The sequence below is a fragment of the Variovorax monticola genome (genome assembly GCF_051216855.1).
Lineage (GTDB): Bacteria > Pseudomonadota > Gammaproteobacteria > Burkholderiales > Burkholderiaceae_C > Variovorax.
Map to the genome: position 1 here is coordinate 626,901 of NZ_JBPJZP010000002.1, position 13,486 is coordinate 640,386.

The 13,486-nt window shown below is 66.7% G+C and carries 13 protein-coding genes; 8 read left to right on the forward strand and 5 right to left on the reverse strand.

Annotated features, from left to right (window positions below):
- Positions 1-24 precede the first annotated feature (24 nt).
- Entirely contained in the window at positions 25-966 is a 942-nt protein-coding gene (locus ACSFA5_RS08225; RefSeq protein ID WP_435443534.1) for a YihY/virulence factor BrkB family protein, read from the forward strand.
- On the opposite strand, the gene ACSFA5_RS08230 is transcribed toward ACSFA5_RS08225, so the two are convergent.
- Both ACSFA5_RS08230 and ACSFA5_RS08235 read right to left on the reverse strand, forming a co-directional pair.
- Positions 914-1,672, reverse strand: a complete 759-nt coding sequence (locus ACSFA5_RS08230; RefSeq protein ID WP_409170320.1) for a 3-hydroxyacyl-CoA dehydrogenase — start codon at positions 1,670-1,672, stop codon at positions 914-916. The genes ACSFA5_RS08225 and ACSFA5_RS08230 overlap by 53 nt on opposite strands.
- Positions 1,673-1,791: 119 nt before the next feature.
- A complete protein-coding gene (locus ACSFA5_RS08235) occupies positions 1,792-2,343 on the reverse strand; it encodes a phasin family protein (RefSeq protein ID WP_435443535.1) in 552 nt (183 codons plus the stop codon).
- Between the two features lie 248 nt (positions 2,344-2,591).
- Between ACSFA5_RS08235 and ACSFA5_RS08240 the strand changes: the two genes are divergently transcribed.
- From ACSFA5_RS08240 to ACSFA5_RS08265, 6 genes are all read left to right on the forward strand, one after another.
- On the forward strand, positions 2,592-3,035 hold the full coding sequence (locus ACSFA5_RS08240) for an acyl-CoA thioesterase (protein WP_435443536.1): 444 nt from the start codon (positions 2,592-2,594) through the stop codon (positions 3,033-3,035).
- A gap of 216 nt (positions 3,036-3,251) precedes the next feature.
- Positions 3,252-4,472, forward strand: coding sequence for a nicotinate phosphoribosyltransferase (gene pncB / locus ACSFA5_RS08245; RefSeq protein ID WP_435443537.1), 1,221 nt, complete (start codon positions 3,252-3,254; stop codon positions 4,470-4,472).
- Positions 4,473-4,522: 50 nt separating this feature from the next.
- Positions 4,523-5,932, forward strand: a complete 1,410-nt coding sequence (locus ACSFA5_RS08250; RefSeq protein ID WP_435443538.1) for a sodium:proton antiporter — start codon at positions 4,523-4,525, stop codon at positions 5,930-5,932.
- A gap of 26 nt (positions 5,933-5,958) precedes the next feature.
- On the forward strand, positions 5,959-6,945 hold the full coding sequence (locus ACSFA5_RS08255; protein ID WP_435443539.1) for a 2-hydroxyacid dehydrogenase: 987 nt from the start codon (positions 5,959-5,961) through the stop codon (positions 6,943-6,945).
- A gap of 43 nt (positions 6,946-6,988) precedes the next feature.
- Positions 6,989-8,380 carry a DNA recombination protein RmuC gene (locus tag ACSFA5_RS08260; RefSeq protein ID WP_435443540.1) on the forward strand — a complete coding sequence of 464 codons (1,392 nt, stop codon included), beginning with the start codon at positions 6,989-6,991 and terminating at the stop codon, positions 8,378-8,380.
- Positions 8,377-9,540, forward strand: a complete 1,164-nt coding sequence (locus ACSFA5_RS08265) for an MFS transporter (RefSeq protein ID WP_435443541.1) — start codon at positions 8,377-8,379, stop codon at positions 9,538-9,540. Before ACSFA5_RS08260 ends, ACSFA5_RS08265 begins: the two co-directional genes overlap by 4 nt.
- A 63-nt stretch (positions 9,541-9,603) precedes the next feature.
- Here the strand turns inward: ACSFA5_RS08265 and ACSFA5_RS08270 are convergent, their stop codons facing one another.
- The 3 genes from ACSFA5_RS08270 to earP form a co-directional block, all read right to left on the reverse strand.
- The gene (locus ACSFA5_RS08270) at positions 9,604-10,467 is read right to left on the reverse strand and encodes an LOG family protein (RefSeq protein WP_435443542.1); all 864 of its coding nucleotides are present in this window, start codon (positions 10,465-10,467) and stop codon (positions 9,604-9,606) included.
- A gap of 130 nt (positions 10,468-10,597) precedes the next feature.
- On the reverse strand, positions 10,598-11,152 hold the full coding sequence (gene efp / locus ACSFA5_RS08275; RefSeq protein ID WP_028258883.1) for an elongation factor P: 555 nt from the start codon (positions 11,150-11,152) through the stop codon (positions 10,598-10,600).
- A 169-nt stretch (positions 11,153-11,321) separates the two neighbouring features.
- A complete protein-coding gene (gene earP / locus ACSFA5_RS08280; RefSeq protein WP_435443543.1) occupies positions 11,322-12,413 on the reverse strand; it encodes an elongation factor P maturation arginine rhamnosyltransferase EarP in 1,092 nt (363 codons plus the stop codon).
- 109 nt (positions 12,414-12,522) lie between these two features.
- Here earP and ACSFA5_RS08285 point away from each other — a divergent pair, with 109 nt between their 5' ends.
- Complete coding sequence (locus tag ACSFA5_RS08285; protein WP_435443544.1) at positions 12,523-13,449, forward strand: alpha/beta fold hydrolase; 927 nt, start codon at positions 12,523-12,525, stop codon at positions 13,447-13,449.
- The last annotated feature ends 37 nt before the right edge of the window (positions 13,450-13,486 follow it).

Here is a 13,486-nt window from a genome sequence, read left to right on the forward strand (position 1 = left end):
AGCGTCCGAATTCCACGCACGACGATGCCCAACCCTCTGCAACACGCCGCTCCGGTGCTGCGCCACCCCCTGCGATTCGGCTGGGAAGCGCTCAAGGAATTTCGCGCCAACCAGGGGCTTTTGCTCGCGGGCGCGGTGGCCTACTACGCCTTGCTGTCGATCGTGCCGCTGCTGATCGTGAGCGTGATTGCGCTGTCGCACGTCATCGACCAAGCGGAGCTGCTGCGCACCATCGGGCAGTACCTCGGATGGCTGCTGCCGGGCCAGTCGAAGGCCATCGTGGCCGAGCTGTCGAGCTTCCTGGACCACCGCGACGTGCTGGGCCCGGTGTTGCTGGTGACGATGATCTTCTTCAGCTCGCTGGCCTTCAGCGTGCTCGAAAGCGCCATGGCGGTGATCTTTCACCACCGCAAGGCCGACCACAAGCGCCACTTCCTGGTGTCGGTGGCCATGCCCTATGTCTACATCCTGTGCCTGTGCGTCGGGCTGCTGCTGGTCACCTTGGTGTCGGGGGCGCTGCAGCTGGTGGGGCAGGAAAGCGTCGACCTGCTGGGGCGCAGCTGGTCGCTGTCGGGCATTTCGGGCCTGCTGCTCTACCTGCTGGGGTTGGGCGGCGAGATCTTCATGTTGACCTCGCTCTACCTCGTGATGCCGGCCGGTCGCATGTCGCTGCGCCATGCCCTGTTGGGCGGGGTGACGGCAGCGCTGCTGTGGGAGGCCACGCGGCGGGTGCTGATCTGGTACTTCTCGACGCTGTCGCAGGTGAACGTGGTCTACGGCTCGCTGACCACGGCGATCGTCGTGCTGCTGAGCCTCGAGATCGCGGCCACGCTGGTGCTGCTGGGGGCCCAGGTGATCGCGAACTACGAGCGCCTGGACCGCACCGGCAGCGTGAAGCCACCGAAGGGTGAGCTCAGCGGGGAGCCAGTCGAATCGCTCCGTCCAGACGAATCACTTCGCCGTTGAGCATGTCGTTCTCGATGATGTGCTTGGCCAGCTTGGCGTAGTCCTCGGGCGTGCCCAGGCGCGAAGGGAAGGGCACGCTGGCGGCCAGTGCATCCTGCACGTCCTGCGGCATGCCGAACAGCATGGGTGTGCCGAAAATGCCGGGGGCAATGGTCATGTTGCGGATGCCGCTGCGTGCGAGGTCGCGCGCGATGGGCAGCGTCATGCCGACCACGCCGCCCTTGGAGGCGCTGTAGGCGGCCTGGCCGATCTGGCCGTCGTAAGCCGCGACCGAGGCAGTGGAGATGAGCACGCCGCGCTCGCCGGTGGATTCGGGCTCGTTCTTGCCCATGGCGTCGGCCGCCAGGCGGATCATGTTGAAGCTGCCGATCAGATTGACCGTGACGGTCTTGCTGAACACCGCCAGCGCGTGCGGGCCGTTCTTGCCCACGGTCTTCTCGGCCGGCGCGATGCCGGCGCAATTGACCAGGCCCATCAGCTTGCCGAGCTTTTGCGCAGCGGCCACGACCGCCTGGCCGTCGGCTTCCTGGCTCACGTCGCACTTGACGAACACACCGCCGATGTCCTTGGCAACGGCTTCGCCCTTGTCAGCCTGCATGTCGGCGATCACCACCTTGGCGCCGTTGGCGGCCAGCATGCGCGCCGTGCCTTCGCCGAGGCCCGAAGCGCCACCGGTCACGATAAAAACCTTGCCGTCGATCTGCATTGAAAGTCTCCTGAGATGAGGCCGTCATTATCGAAGCCAAAAAAAAGGCCCCATCCGAGGATGGGGCCCTGAATTGGATCCGTGAGGACCCAAGGAGACAACTGGTGGTGGTCGGCGGCTCAGCGCTTGCGCGAAGCGGTCGCGGTCTTCGCAGCGGCAACGGCTTGCGACGACACGGCATTGAAGTTGGCTTCGGCGACGTCCGACGCTTGCTTGACGGCCTTTTGAACCGATTCGAAGGCGTTGTTGGCGGCAGCCACGGCGCTCTTCATGACGGCGACGGCGGTTTCCGAACCGGCGGGGGCGTTCTTGGAAGCGCTGTCGACCAGGCCGACGAAGGCTTGCTGGGCTTCAGCGGCCTTGGCTTCGAAAGCCTTGGAGAATTCGGCGCCGGTGCCTTGGGCGATGTCGTACAGGTGACGACTGTAGGCGGCGGTCTTTTCGGCCAGGGGCTGGAACAGGCTGGCTTGCAGCGTCAGCAGTTCCTGTGCGTCCTTGACGCTCATGGCGGCCTGGGCGGTGCTCTGGGCTTCGGCCAGGGCGGCCTTGGAAGCGGTCACGTTCAGTTCGACGAGCTTTTCAACACCTTCGAAAGCCTTGGTGGTCAGGCCGAACAGGGTTTCGAGGCTGGCTTTTTGGGCGGCGAGGATTTGGTCAGCGGTCAGGGCCATTGGGTATCTCCAGAAGGATTGAGTGGTCGGGTCACGTTGCGCTGTCTCGCCGTCTATGTTGCGCTGCAGCATGGCCTCAAGTATAGGCAGCTGAGTTTTGCGATCAAGGGGTTTTTGCTGCTGTGCAGCAATTTAGAACCTGTCTTCTAAATTTGGCCGCCTGCCCAGAAAACGGGCCGTGCGCGGGCGCGTCCGACTGTCTTCAAGGTGGCCGTCAAGCGCCGCTGCCGCTGGCAGAATGCCGCGCGATGAGCGCCCCCACCAAACCCACTCCGCACGCGCGCAGCAGCTACCGCGCGTTTCGCAGCATCCCCACGCGCTGGGCCGACAACGACATGTACGGCCACGTCAACAACGTCGTGTACTACAGCTGGTTCGACACCGCGGTGAACGCGCTGCTCATCGAACGCGGCGCGCTCGATATTCACCAGGGCCACACCATCGGCTTCGTGGTGGAGACGCAGTGCAACTACTTCGCGCCGATCGCGTTCCCGCAGACCGTGGAGGCGGGCATTCGCGTGGCGCAGGCCGGTCGGTCGAGCGTGCGCTACGAGATCGCGCTGTTCGCCGAAGGCTCCGACGCGGCCGCAGCGCAGGGCCACTTCGTGCACGTGTACGTGGACCGCGCCACGCAGCGCCCGGTGCCGCTGCCCGAGGCGCTGCAGCGAGTGGTCGATTCGCTTCGGGTCTGATTCGACGCCCAACGAGCAGCGGGTCGCGCTTGCCGGCGATGGCGTCTAAATCGTCGTCCTACAGCTTGCCCCATTGCTCCCTGACCTTGCCCTTGATGCCCTGCCGGCAGGACATGCTGTTCCGCCCCCGCAGGCACATGCCGACGCACCCCGTGATAATCGAGCGGCCGCCGAAAGTTTGAGACTCCGCATCGCCTGCGCACAGCGCCCAGCACCATGATCATTCACAGCCTGCTCGACACCGACCTCTACAAGTTCACGATGATGCAGGTGGTCCTGCATCATTTCCCTGGGGCCCGCGTCGAGTACCGCTTCAAGTGCCGCAACCCCGGCGTGAACCTGGCGCAGTTCGCCGGCCAGATCCGCGACGAAATCCGCAGCCTGTGTTCGCTGCAGTTCCGCGACGCCGAGCTTGCCTACCTGCGCTCCATGCGCTTCATCAAGAGCGACTTCGTCGACTTCCTCGGCCTCTTCAGGCTCAACGAGAAGTACATCAACATCATTCCCCAGCCCTCGGGCGAGCTCGAGATCCGCATCAAGGGGCCGTGGCTGCACACCATCCTGTTCGAGATTCCGGTGCTGGCCATCGTCAACGAGGTGTACTTTCGCAATACGCAGAAGAAGCCCGACCTCGAAGAAGGCCGCCGCCGCCTCGAGACCAAGATCTCGCAGTTGCAGGACGAAGGCCTCACCGACCTGAAGATCGCCGACTACGGCACGCGCCGGCGCTTTTCCAAGGACTGGCATGAAGAGGTGCTGCGCACCCTGACCGGCCGGCTCGGCGCCGTGACTTCGCCCGCGGCGCAGTCCGAGCCGGGCGCGCGGCTGCCGCAGCTCGCGGGCACCAGCAACGTGCTCTATGCCATGAAGCTGGGCCTAATTCCGCTGGGCACCATGGCGCACGAATACCTGCAGGCCTGCCAGGCGCTCGGCCCGCGGCTGCGCGACAGCCAGATCTTCGGCTTCGAGAGCTGGGCGCGCGAGTACCGCGGCGACCTGGGCATCGCCTTGTCGGACGTGTACGGCATGAACGCCTTCCTGCGCGACTTCGACCTGTACTTCTGCAAGCTCTTCGACGGCGCGCGCCACGACAGCGGCGACCCGTTCCAGTGGGGCGAGCGCATGCTCGCGCACTACATCGCCAACCGGGTCGACCCGCGCACCAAGACGCTGATCTTCAGCGACGGCCTCACGGTGCCGCGCACCATCGAGCTCTACCAGCAGTTCCGCGGGCGCTGCCAGCTGGCCTTCGGCATCGGCACCAACCTCACCAACGACCTGGGCTGCGAGCCGCTGCAGATCGTCATCAAGATGATCCACTGCAACGACCAGCCGGTGGCCAAGCTGTCGGACACGCCGTCCAAGAACATGTGCGACGACGAAAAATACCTGGCCTATCTGCGCCAGGTCTTCGAGATCGAACAACCTGCAGGCTGACGGCTGTACTGCCCCGCACCGCGCCCCGGTCTGGTACGGTACAGCCCCCCATGCAAAAAACGATTCGACTGAGCGCGGCCGCTGCGCTGGCGCTGCTTCCCGCCCTGGCTTCGGCTGCCGATTTCGACGGAGGCAAACTTTCGCCGCTGTGGGGCGTGCCGTTCGCCGGCATCCTGTTGTCGATCGCGCTGCTGCCGCTGTTCGCGCCCTCGTTCTGGCACCACCACTACGGCAAGATATCGGCCGCCTGGGCGCTGGCGTTCCTGCTGCCGTTTGCCGCCACGTATGGCGCGGGCGTGGCCGGCGTGCAGCTCGTGCATGCGCTGCTGGCGGAGTACATCCCGTTCATCATCCTGCTGACCGCGCTGTTCACCGTGGCGGGCGGCATCCACATTCGCGGCAACCTGCGCGGCACGGCCGGCCTGAACACCGCGATCCTGGCCGTGGGTGCGGTGCTCGCGAGCTTCATGGGGACCACGGGCGCTTCGATGCTGCTGATTCGTCCGCTGATTCGCGCCAACGACAACCGGCCGCGCAAGGTGCACGTGATCGTGTTCTTCATCTTCATCGTGTCGAACGCGGGCGGGGCGCTCACGCCGCTGGGCGATCCGCCGCTGTTCCTGGGCTTCCTGAAGGGCGTGGGCTTCTTCTGGACGGCGCAGAACATCCTGTTCGAAACGCTCTTCATCCTGGCGGTGCTGCTGGCGCTGTTCTACGCCATCGACCGCTACTTTCATCGCAAGGACGGCGTGCTGCCGGCCGACCCCACGCCCGACACCCGCCGCCTGGGCTTCGACGGCGCGGCCAATTTCTGGCTGCTGGGCGGCGTGGTCGCGCTGGTGCTGCTCAGCGGCTTCTGGAAGTCGCCCGTGGCCTTCGACGTGTTCGGCACCGAGGTCGGCCTGCCCGGCCTGGTGCGCGACCTGGGGCTGGCGCTGATCGCCGTGGTCTCGTACAAGCTCACCGCGCCCAAGGTCCATGCCGACAACCAGTTCGAATGGGAGCCCATGGCCGAAGTGGCCAAGCTGTTCGCGGGCATCTTCCTGACGATCATTCCGGTGATCGCGATGCTCAAGGCCGGCACGCAAGGCCCGTTCGGCGCCATCGTCTCGGCCGTGACGCGCACCGATGGCCAGCCCGATCCCGCCATGTACTTCTGGGCCACCGGCGTGCTGAGCTCGTTCCTGGACAACGCGCCGACCTACCTGGTGTTTTTCAATACCGCCGGCGGCGACCCGGCCGCCCTGATGACCACCTACGCCAGCACGCTGGCCGCCATCTCTGCCGGCGCGGTGTTCATGGGCGCCAACACCTACATCGGCAACGCGCCCAACCTGATGGTCAAGGCCATCGCCGAGAGCCGCGGCGTGCGCATGCCGAGCTTCTTCGGCTACATGGCGTGGTCGGTGTCCATCCTGGTCCCGCTGTTCGTCGTGACCACCTTCCTCTTCTTCCGCTGATCCACTTTCCGAGCAGAGACAACATCATGAGCAAGCCCAAGATCCTGGTCGCGCGCGCCATCTTTCCCGAGACCCTCGAGCGCCTATCGCAGCATTTCGATGTCGAGTCGAACCAGGCCGACGAGGGCTGGAGCAAGGAACAGCTGATTGCGAAGCTGCAAGGCAAGCAGGGTGCCTTCACCACCGGCAGCGAGCGCATCGACGCCGGCGTGCTCGACGCCTGCCCCGACCTGAAGATGTGCGCCAACATGGCCGTGGGCTACAACAACTTCGACGTCGACGCGATGGCCGCGCACGGCGTGCTCGGCACCAACGCACCCGACGTGCTGACCGAAACCACGGCCGACTTCGGCTTCGCGCTGCTGATGGCCACCGCGCGCCGCATCACCGAGAGCGAACACTTCCTGCGCGCGGGCAAGTGGCAGAAGTGGAGCTACGACATGTTCGCCGGCTCCGACATCCACGGCTCGACGCTCGGCATCATCGGCATGGGGCGCATCGGACAGGGCATCGCGAAGCGCGGCGCGCACGGCTTCGGCATGAAGGTGATCTATCACAACCGCTCGCGGCTCGACGCCACGCTCGAGGCCGAATGCAAGGCCAGCTACGCGAGCAAGGAAGAGCTGCTCAGGACGGCCGACCATGTGGTGCTGGTGGTGCCGTACTCGGCGGCGTCGCACCACACCATCGGCGCGGCCGAGCTCGCGCTGATGAAGACCAGCGCCACGCTCGTCAACATTGCGCGCGGCGGCATCGTCGACGACGCGGCGCTGGCCGTGGCACTGCGCGAGAAGCGCATCGCCGCCGCGGGGCTGGACGTGTTCGAGGGCGAGCCCAAGGTACACCCCGACCTGCTGAGCGTGCCCAACGTGGTCCTCACGCCGCACATCGCGAGCGCCACCGTGCCCACGCGCCGCGCCATGGCCGACCTGGCGGCGGACAACCTCATCGCGTACTTCGGCGGCAAGGGCCCGCTGACCCCTGTGACGCCTGTTCCGCCGGCAAGCAAGTAAACGCACGCAACATCACAGCAAGCAGCGGCACCGCCCCACGACCTTGGATTCCTATACCGACCTGATCCTCATCGGACTGGCCGCGCTCGCGGTCATCCAGCTCGTGCTGGTGATCTGGCTGCTCGCACGTCGGCAGCCCGCCCCCGACCACAGCGACCTGCTGCGCGCGCTGGCCACGATGGGCGCCGCCAGCGAACGCACCGAGCGCGAACTGCGCCACGAAATCGCCGAGAGCTCGCGCGGCGCGCGCCAGGAGACCGCGCAGGCCTTCGCCACCTTCCAGCGCGCGCTGGTGCAGCAGGGGGCAGAAGCCACGCGCACGCAGAACGCGCAGCTCGACGCGTTCTCGCTGCAGCTGGCGTCGTTGCAGAAAGCGCTGGCCGACACGCTCAACACGCAGCTGCAGGGCCTGAGCGACTCGAATGCGCGCCGCCTGTCAGAGGTGCGATCGACCATGGAAACCCAGCTCGCGCAGCTTCAGCAGAGCAACGCCGCCAAGCTCGACGAGATGCGCAAGACCGTCGACGAGAAGCTGCAGAGCACGCTCGAAGCGCGGCTCGGCGAAAGCTTCAAGCAGGTGGCCGACCGGCTGGAGCAGGTGCACAAGGGGCTCGGCGAAATGCAGACGCTGGCGGTGGGCGTCGGCAACCTGCAGCGCGTGCTGACCAACGTGAAGACGCGCGGTGTGTTCGGCGAAGTGCAGCTCGAAGCCTTGCTCGAACAGGTGCTCACGCCCGACCAGTACGCCAAGCAGGTCGAGACCAAGCCGCGCAGCGGGCAGCGCGTGGACTTCGCGATTCGCTTTCCGGGCCGCGGCGACGACGGCGCGCCGGTGTGGCTGCCCATCGACGCCAAGTTTCCGCGCGACGACTACGAGCGCCTGATCGACGCGCACGAGCGCGCCGACGCCGCTGGCGCCGAGCAGGCCGCCAAGGCGCTCGAGGCGCGCATCCGCACCGAGGCCAAGTCGATTGCCGACAACTACCTGGCCGCGCCGCACACCACCGATTTCGCCATCCTCTTCCTGCCGGTCGAAAGCCTCTATGCCGAGGTGCTGCGCCGGCCGGGCCTGATGGACGCCATCCAGCGCCAGCACCGCGTGACGCTGGCGGGCCCGACCACCTTGCTGGCCATGCTCAACAGCCTGCACATGGGCTTTCGCACGCTGGCGCTGGAGCGCCAGGCCTCCGAGGTGTGGAAGGTGCTGGGCGCGGTCAAGACCGAGTTCGAGCGCTACGGCGAATGGGTCGCGCGCATCAAGGAGCAGGTGGCCAAGGCCTCCGACACGCTCGACAAGGCAGACACGCGCGCCAAGCAGATGCGCCTGGCGCTGCGCAAGGTCGAGGCCCTGCCCGAGGCGCAGTCGCAGGCGCTGCTGCCGACCACGGCCAGCACCGATACCGATACCGATACCGAGGGCCAAGACACCCCGTGAAAGGCTCCGAACTGCTGCGTGTGATCGGCGCCCAGGTGTGCCTGCACGCAACCATGGCCGGCATGCGCCTGGCCACGCCGCTGCTGGCCTTGCAGCAGGGCTACAGCGCGGCGGCGGTCGGCGTGCTGATCTCTTTGTTCGCGCTGACCCAGGTGTTTTTGGCCCTGCCCGCCGGGCGCTTTGCCGACCGGTACGGCTTCAAGCGGCCCCTGTGGCTGTCGGTGATTGCGGCGGTGACAGGGGCGGGGCTCGTGGTGATCTTCCCGATCTTCCCGGTGATGTGCCTGGCGGCCTTGCTGACCGGTGGCGCGACGGGCGCAACGGTCATAGCGTTGCAGCGGCATGTGGGACGCTCGGCCACCAACCCGACGCAGCTCAAGCGCGTCTTCAGCTGGCTCGCCATCGCGCCCGCGGTGGCCAACTTCGTCGGGCCGTTCCTGGCCGGCATGCTGATCGACCACGCGGGGCGCGCACCTGCGGACATGCTGGCGTACCGCATCTCTTTCGCGGTGATGGCGGCGCTGCCCATCCTGTGCTGGTTGCTCGCGCGCAGCGCGCACGAGCCGCCGCCTGTCGCGCCGGTGGCGGGCGCCGTGCCCACGCGCGCATGGGATTTGTTGCGCGAGCCCATGTTCCGCCGCCTGCTGTTCGTGAACTGGCTGCAGTCGTCGAGCTGGGACGTGCATGCCTTCGTGCTGCCGGTGCTGGGGCACGACCGGGGCATCAGCGCCTCGGTGATCGGCTCGATCCTCGGCGCCTTCGCCATTGCGGCGGCCCTCATTCGCATCGTGCTGCCGGTGATCGCCTCGCGCGCCTCGGAGCGCAGCGTGATCCTGAGTTCGTCGCTGGTGACGGCGCTGGTGTTCTCGGTCTACCCGCTGCTCGATTCGGCCCTGGCCATGGGCGCCTGCTCGGTGGTGCTGGGCTTCGCGCTGGGCGCGGTGCAGCCGATGGTGATGAGCATGCTGCACCAGATCACGCCGCATGCGCGCCACGGCGAGGCGCTGGGCTTGCGGCTCATGACCATCAATGCGTCGAGCGTCGCGATGCCGATGCTGTTCGGCTCACTCGGCGCGGTGATCGGCATCGGCGGCGTGTTCTGGGTGGTGGGCGGGGTGGTGGCGCTCGGCGCGCGCGCCACCTGGGGCCTGAAGGTCTGACAAGGCTTCGGGCCGGCGCTGCGTCCGGCCGGGGACGGCAGCGCCGATGAATTCAGCCCGGCTTCAGAGCTTGTAGAAGCTTTTGATGGCGGTCCATGCGTCTTCGGGCGCGTCGACGTACTCGAAGAGCTTCACGTCGCCCGGGGAGATCACGCCTTCGTCGACCAGGAAGTCGAAGTCGATCATCCGCTTCCAGTAGTCCGAGCCGAACAGCACGATGGGCACCGGCTTCGACTTCTTCGTCTGCACCAGCGTGATGACTTCGAACAGCTCGTCGAGCGTGCCGAAGCCGCCCGGGAACGCCACCAATGCCTTCGCACGCATCATGAAATGCATCTTGCGAATGGCGAAGTAGTGGAACTTGAAGCTCAGCGCCGGCGTGACGTAGGGGTTGGCTTCTTCTTCCATCGGCAGCGCGATGGCCAGGCCGACCGAGAGGCCGCCGCCTTCGTGCGCACCGCGGTTGGCGGCCTGCATGATGCCGGGGCCGCCGCCGGTGCACACGAAGAGCTTGTCCTGCGGCTCCTTGTCGTTGCTGTACTGCGCGACCAGCTTGCCGAAGGCGCGCGCCTTCTCGTAGTAGTGCGAGTTGCGCGCCAGCCGGCGCCAGCGGTCGGAGGCCACGGCGTCGCCGGCCGCATCGGCCTGCGCGATCATGGCGGCCGAGTCTTCTTCGCTGCGGAACCGCGCGCTGCCGAACACCACCACCGTGTTCTCGATGCCGTGGGCGCGCTGCTCGAGGTCGGGTTTCATCAGCTCCAGCTGCATGCGGATGCCGCGCGTTTCGCGGCGCAGCAAAAACTCCGGATCGGCGAAGGCGATGCGCGACGGATCGGGGTCGAGCGGCAGGCCCTTGTCGGCATGGGAGTGCAGCGTGGCCCAGGCATCGGCCAGGCGTTTGTCGTGAAGGTTGTGCGTGTTGTTCATGAGAAAACCAGACAGGAGTACACGAGTGATTGTGCAGCGTTGCAAACCGCGTGCCCAGACAGCGAAAAAGGCTCCTTGCGGAGCCTCTTTCGGGGGTGGTGGTCAGCGGTGAGGACGGAGCCTCGGGGGCTCAGACGCGCTTGCGGTATTCGCCGGTGCGCGTGTCGATTTCGATCTTGTCGCCTTGCGCGACGAAGAGGGGAACGGGCACTTCGAAGCCGGTGGCGATCTTGGCGGGCTTCATGACCTTGCCCGAGGTGTCGCCCTTGACGGCCGGCTCGGTCCAGGTGATTTCGCGCTCGACGCTGGTCGGCAGTTCGACCGAGATGGCCTTGCCGTCGTAGAACACCACTTCGACGGCCATGCCGTCTTCGAGGTAGTTCAGGGCGTCGCCCATGTTCTCGGCTTCGACTTCGTACTGGTTGTACTCGGTGTCCATGCACACATACATCGGGTCGGCGAAGTAGGAGTAGGTGCACTCCTTCTTGTCGAGCACGATCTGGTCGATCTTGTCGTCGGCCTTGAAGACCACTTCGGTGTTGAAGTTGGCGATCAGGCTCTTGAGCTTCATGCGCACGGTGGCGGAGTTGCGGCCGCCGCGGCTGTATTCGGTCTTGAGGACGACCATCGGGTCCTTGCCGTGCATGATGACGTTGCCGGCGCGGATTTCTTGAGCGATTTTCATAACAGGGTCTCTGGATGTTGGCCGCTCGGTGCACGGGGCCATCGGCGACGTTTCGACATTTGCCGGTTTGTCTGGCCCCGCGGTACAGGTCTAACGGCGGGTTGAGCAGGTTTCGCGGAGAGCATCTCGGATCGTCGAGATCCGGGCGAAATCCGCAAAGCCCGCTATTTTAGCTTTTTTGGGCGATCAATTCCCGCAGTTGCGTGACCAGGTCACTTTGCGCCAGCAGCCGCGTGCGGGCATTCAGCACCGTTTCGTGCCACGGGCCCTGCGTTTGCAGCGGCGGCAGCGGGGTGTGGCCGACGCCGTTCCATGCGTCGTGAAAAAGCCGCAGCGAGGGCGGGGCGCCGAGCCAGCCGAGCCAGGCGTTCAGCTTGGCGTGGTGCGCGTCGTCGTCCTGCGGATAGATCTGCCAGACGAACGGGGCGCCGGCCCAGAGCGCACGCACCCAGGAGTCTTCCCCGCGCACGAAGTTCAGGTCGCAGGCCCACAGAAGGCGGTCGTAGTCGGGCTGCGTGAGATACGGCAGGTATGAAATTGATAGCGCACCACGCACGACTGGCGTCCGTGTTGCAGGGTTTTCAGTTGGAAAAAGAGCCTGGACCGCCTGCGTGGCACGGCCCGCCGTCACGAGCAGGCGGGTGGGTTCGGGTCCTTGCGTCAACTGTTCCAGCAGCGCGGCCAGCGCGGGCGGCTCGTAGCAGAACAGCGAGACCAGCCGCTCAGTGCCCGTCCATGCGATCTGCTGCGCGGCCAGCCACGGCGCGCGGTCGAAGCGCGCCCTCTGTTCCATCAGGCCGGGTTCGCGCAGCAGGCCGCCGGTGGCGGGCGTGAAGCCCGGATAGAAGAAGCGCTTGCTCAACCCCGCGCCCGGGCCGTTGAAGACCGGCGAAGGCAGCCCGTGCAGCCGCTCGACGTACGGCTCGGCCGACAGGTATTCGAGGTTGATCCAGGCGCCGCCCGGCGCTTCGGCAAAGTGCGCGACCAACGCCGGCGCCGGCTCGCAGCCGAAGCCCTCGACCAGCACGTCGGGCGCTGGCGCCGACACGGCTGCGTGCACGGCAACCGAATCGCGCCAGTCGATCACCTGCACGCCGTCATGGTCCGAAGGCGCCATCCAGCGCAGCGCCGCCGGGTCGTCGATCCACAGGCGCACGCGCTCGCCGAGCATGGCCAGCTGGCAGGCCAGCCGCCAGCACACGCCGAGGTCGCCGTGGTTGTCGATGACCTTGCAGAAGATGTCCCATCGCCTGGATTGCATGGCCGCGAGTGTGCCCGTGTTCTGCCAGGTGCCAGCTATGCTGGCCGGCACAACAAACACCGGAGAGAGAGACCATGAAGACGCAGAAGCCGCTGCTCAGGGCTGCACGATGAGCGACGCTCGCGAGCACACCTTCGTCCAGGCCAATGGCCTTCGTTTTCATGTGGTGCAGGCCGGCCCGCTCGACGGTCCGGTGGCCCTGTTGCTGCACGGCTTTCCTGAGTTCTGGCGCGGCTGGGCCGGCCAGATCGACGCGCTGGCCGCGGCGGGCTACCGCGTCTGGGTGCCCGACCAGCGCGGCTACGGCGAAAGCGACAAGCCGCGGGGCGTGGACGCCTACGACCTCGAGACGCTGGCCGACGACGTTTGCGCGTTGATCCGCAGCACGGGCCGCGACACGGTGACGCTGCTCGGCCATGACTGGGGCGGTGCGGTCAGCTGGCGCGTGGCGGCACGCAACCCGGAACTCGTCGAGCGGCTGGTCATCGTCAATTCGCCGCACCTGGCGGTGATGCTGCGGCACATGTCGGCCGGGCGGCAGCGCCTGCGCAGCTGGTACATGCATTTCTTCCGCATTCCGCGCCTGCCCGAACGTTTACTGAGCCGCCACGGCTTTCGCGGGCTGGCGCGGGTGCTGACGAAGAGCAGCCGGCCCGGCGCCTTTTCCGACGCCGAGCTGGCGCTGTACCGCGAGGCATGGCGCCGGCCCGGCGCACTGACCGCCATGCTCGACTGGTACCGCGCGCTGATGCGCAACCGTTCGCGCATCCATGCCGGCGTGCGCATTCCAATGCCCACGCTGCTGCTGTGGGGCGTGCAGGACGAGGCGCTCGGCATCGAGATGGCCGCGCCCAGCATCGCGTTGTGCGACCAGGGCGAGCTGCAGCGCATCGAAGGTGCGGGGCACTGGGTGCTGCACGAGGAGGGCGTCGACGTGAGCCGGCGCATCCTGGCATTCATGGGCCGCGTCACTGGCCCCGTCACCGGCCCCGTCACCGGCGCCGTGGCCGCCCCCGTCGAAGCCGTCAAGGCGTGACGGTCCGCCACGGCGCAGGGCCTTCGCGCCGCGCGCC

Bases quoted from the DNA above. Each gene is read 5' to 3' on its own strand.
- pncB (WP_435443537.1), top strand. From the start codon at position 3,252: ATGATCATTCACAGCCTGCTCGACACCGACCTCTACAAGTTCACGATG.
- ACSFA5_RS08240 (WP_435443536.1), top strand. From the start codon at position 2,592: ATGAGCGCCCCCACCAAACCCACTCCGCACGCGCGCAGCAGCTACCGC.
- ACSFA5_RS08270 (WP_435443542.1), bottom strand. From the start codon at position 10,467: ATGAACAACACGCACAACCTTCACGACAAACGCCTGGCCGATGCCTGG.
- ACSFA5_RS08235 (WP_435443535.1), bottom strand. From the start codon at position 2,343: ATGGCCCTGACCGCTGACCAAATCCTCGCCGCCCAAAAAGCCAGCCTC.
- ACSFA5_RS08230 (WP_409170320.1), bottom strand. From the start codon at position 1,672: ATGCAGATCGACGGCAAGGTTTTTATCGTGACCGGTGGCGCTTCGGGC.
- ACSFA5_RS08285 (WP_435443544.1), top strand. From the start codon at position 12,523: ATGAGCGACGCTCGCGAGCACACCTTCGTCCAGGCCAATGGCCTTCGT.
- ACSFA5_RS08250 (WP_435443538.1), top strand. From the start codon at position 4,523: ATGCAAAAAACGATTCGACTGAGCGCGGCCGCTGCGCTGGCGCTGCTT.
- earP (WP_435443543.1), bottom strand. From the start codon at position 12,413: ATGCAATCCAGGCGATGGGACATCTTCTGCAAGGTCATCGACAACCAC.
- efp (WP_028258883.1), bottom strand. From the start codon at position 11,152: ATGAAAATCGCTCAAGAAATCCGCGCCGGCAACGTCATCATGCACGGC.
- ACSFA5_RS08255 (WP_435443539.1), top strand. From the start codon at position 5,959: ATGAGCAAGCCCAAGATCCTGGTCGCGCGCGCCATCTTTCCCGAGACC.
- ACSFA5_RS08225 (WP_435443534.1), top strand. From the start codon at position 25: ATGCCCAACCCTCTGCAACACGCCGCTCCGGTGCTGCGCCACCCCCTG.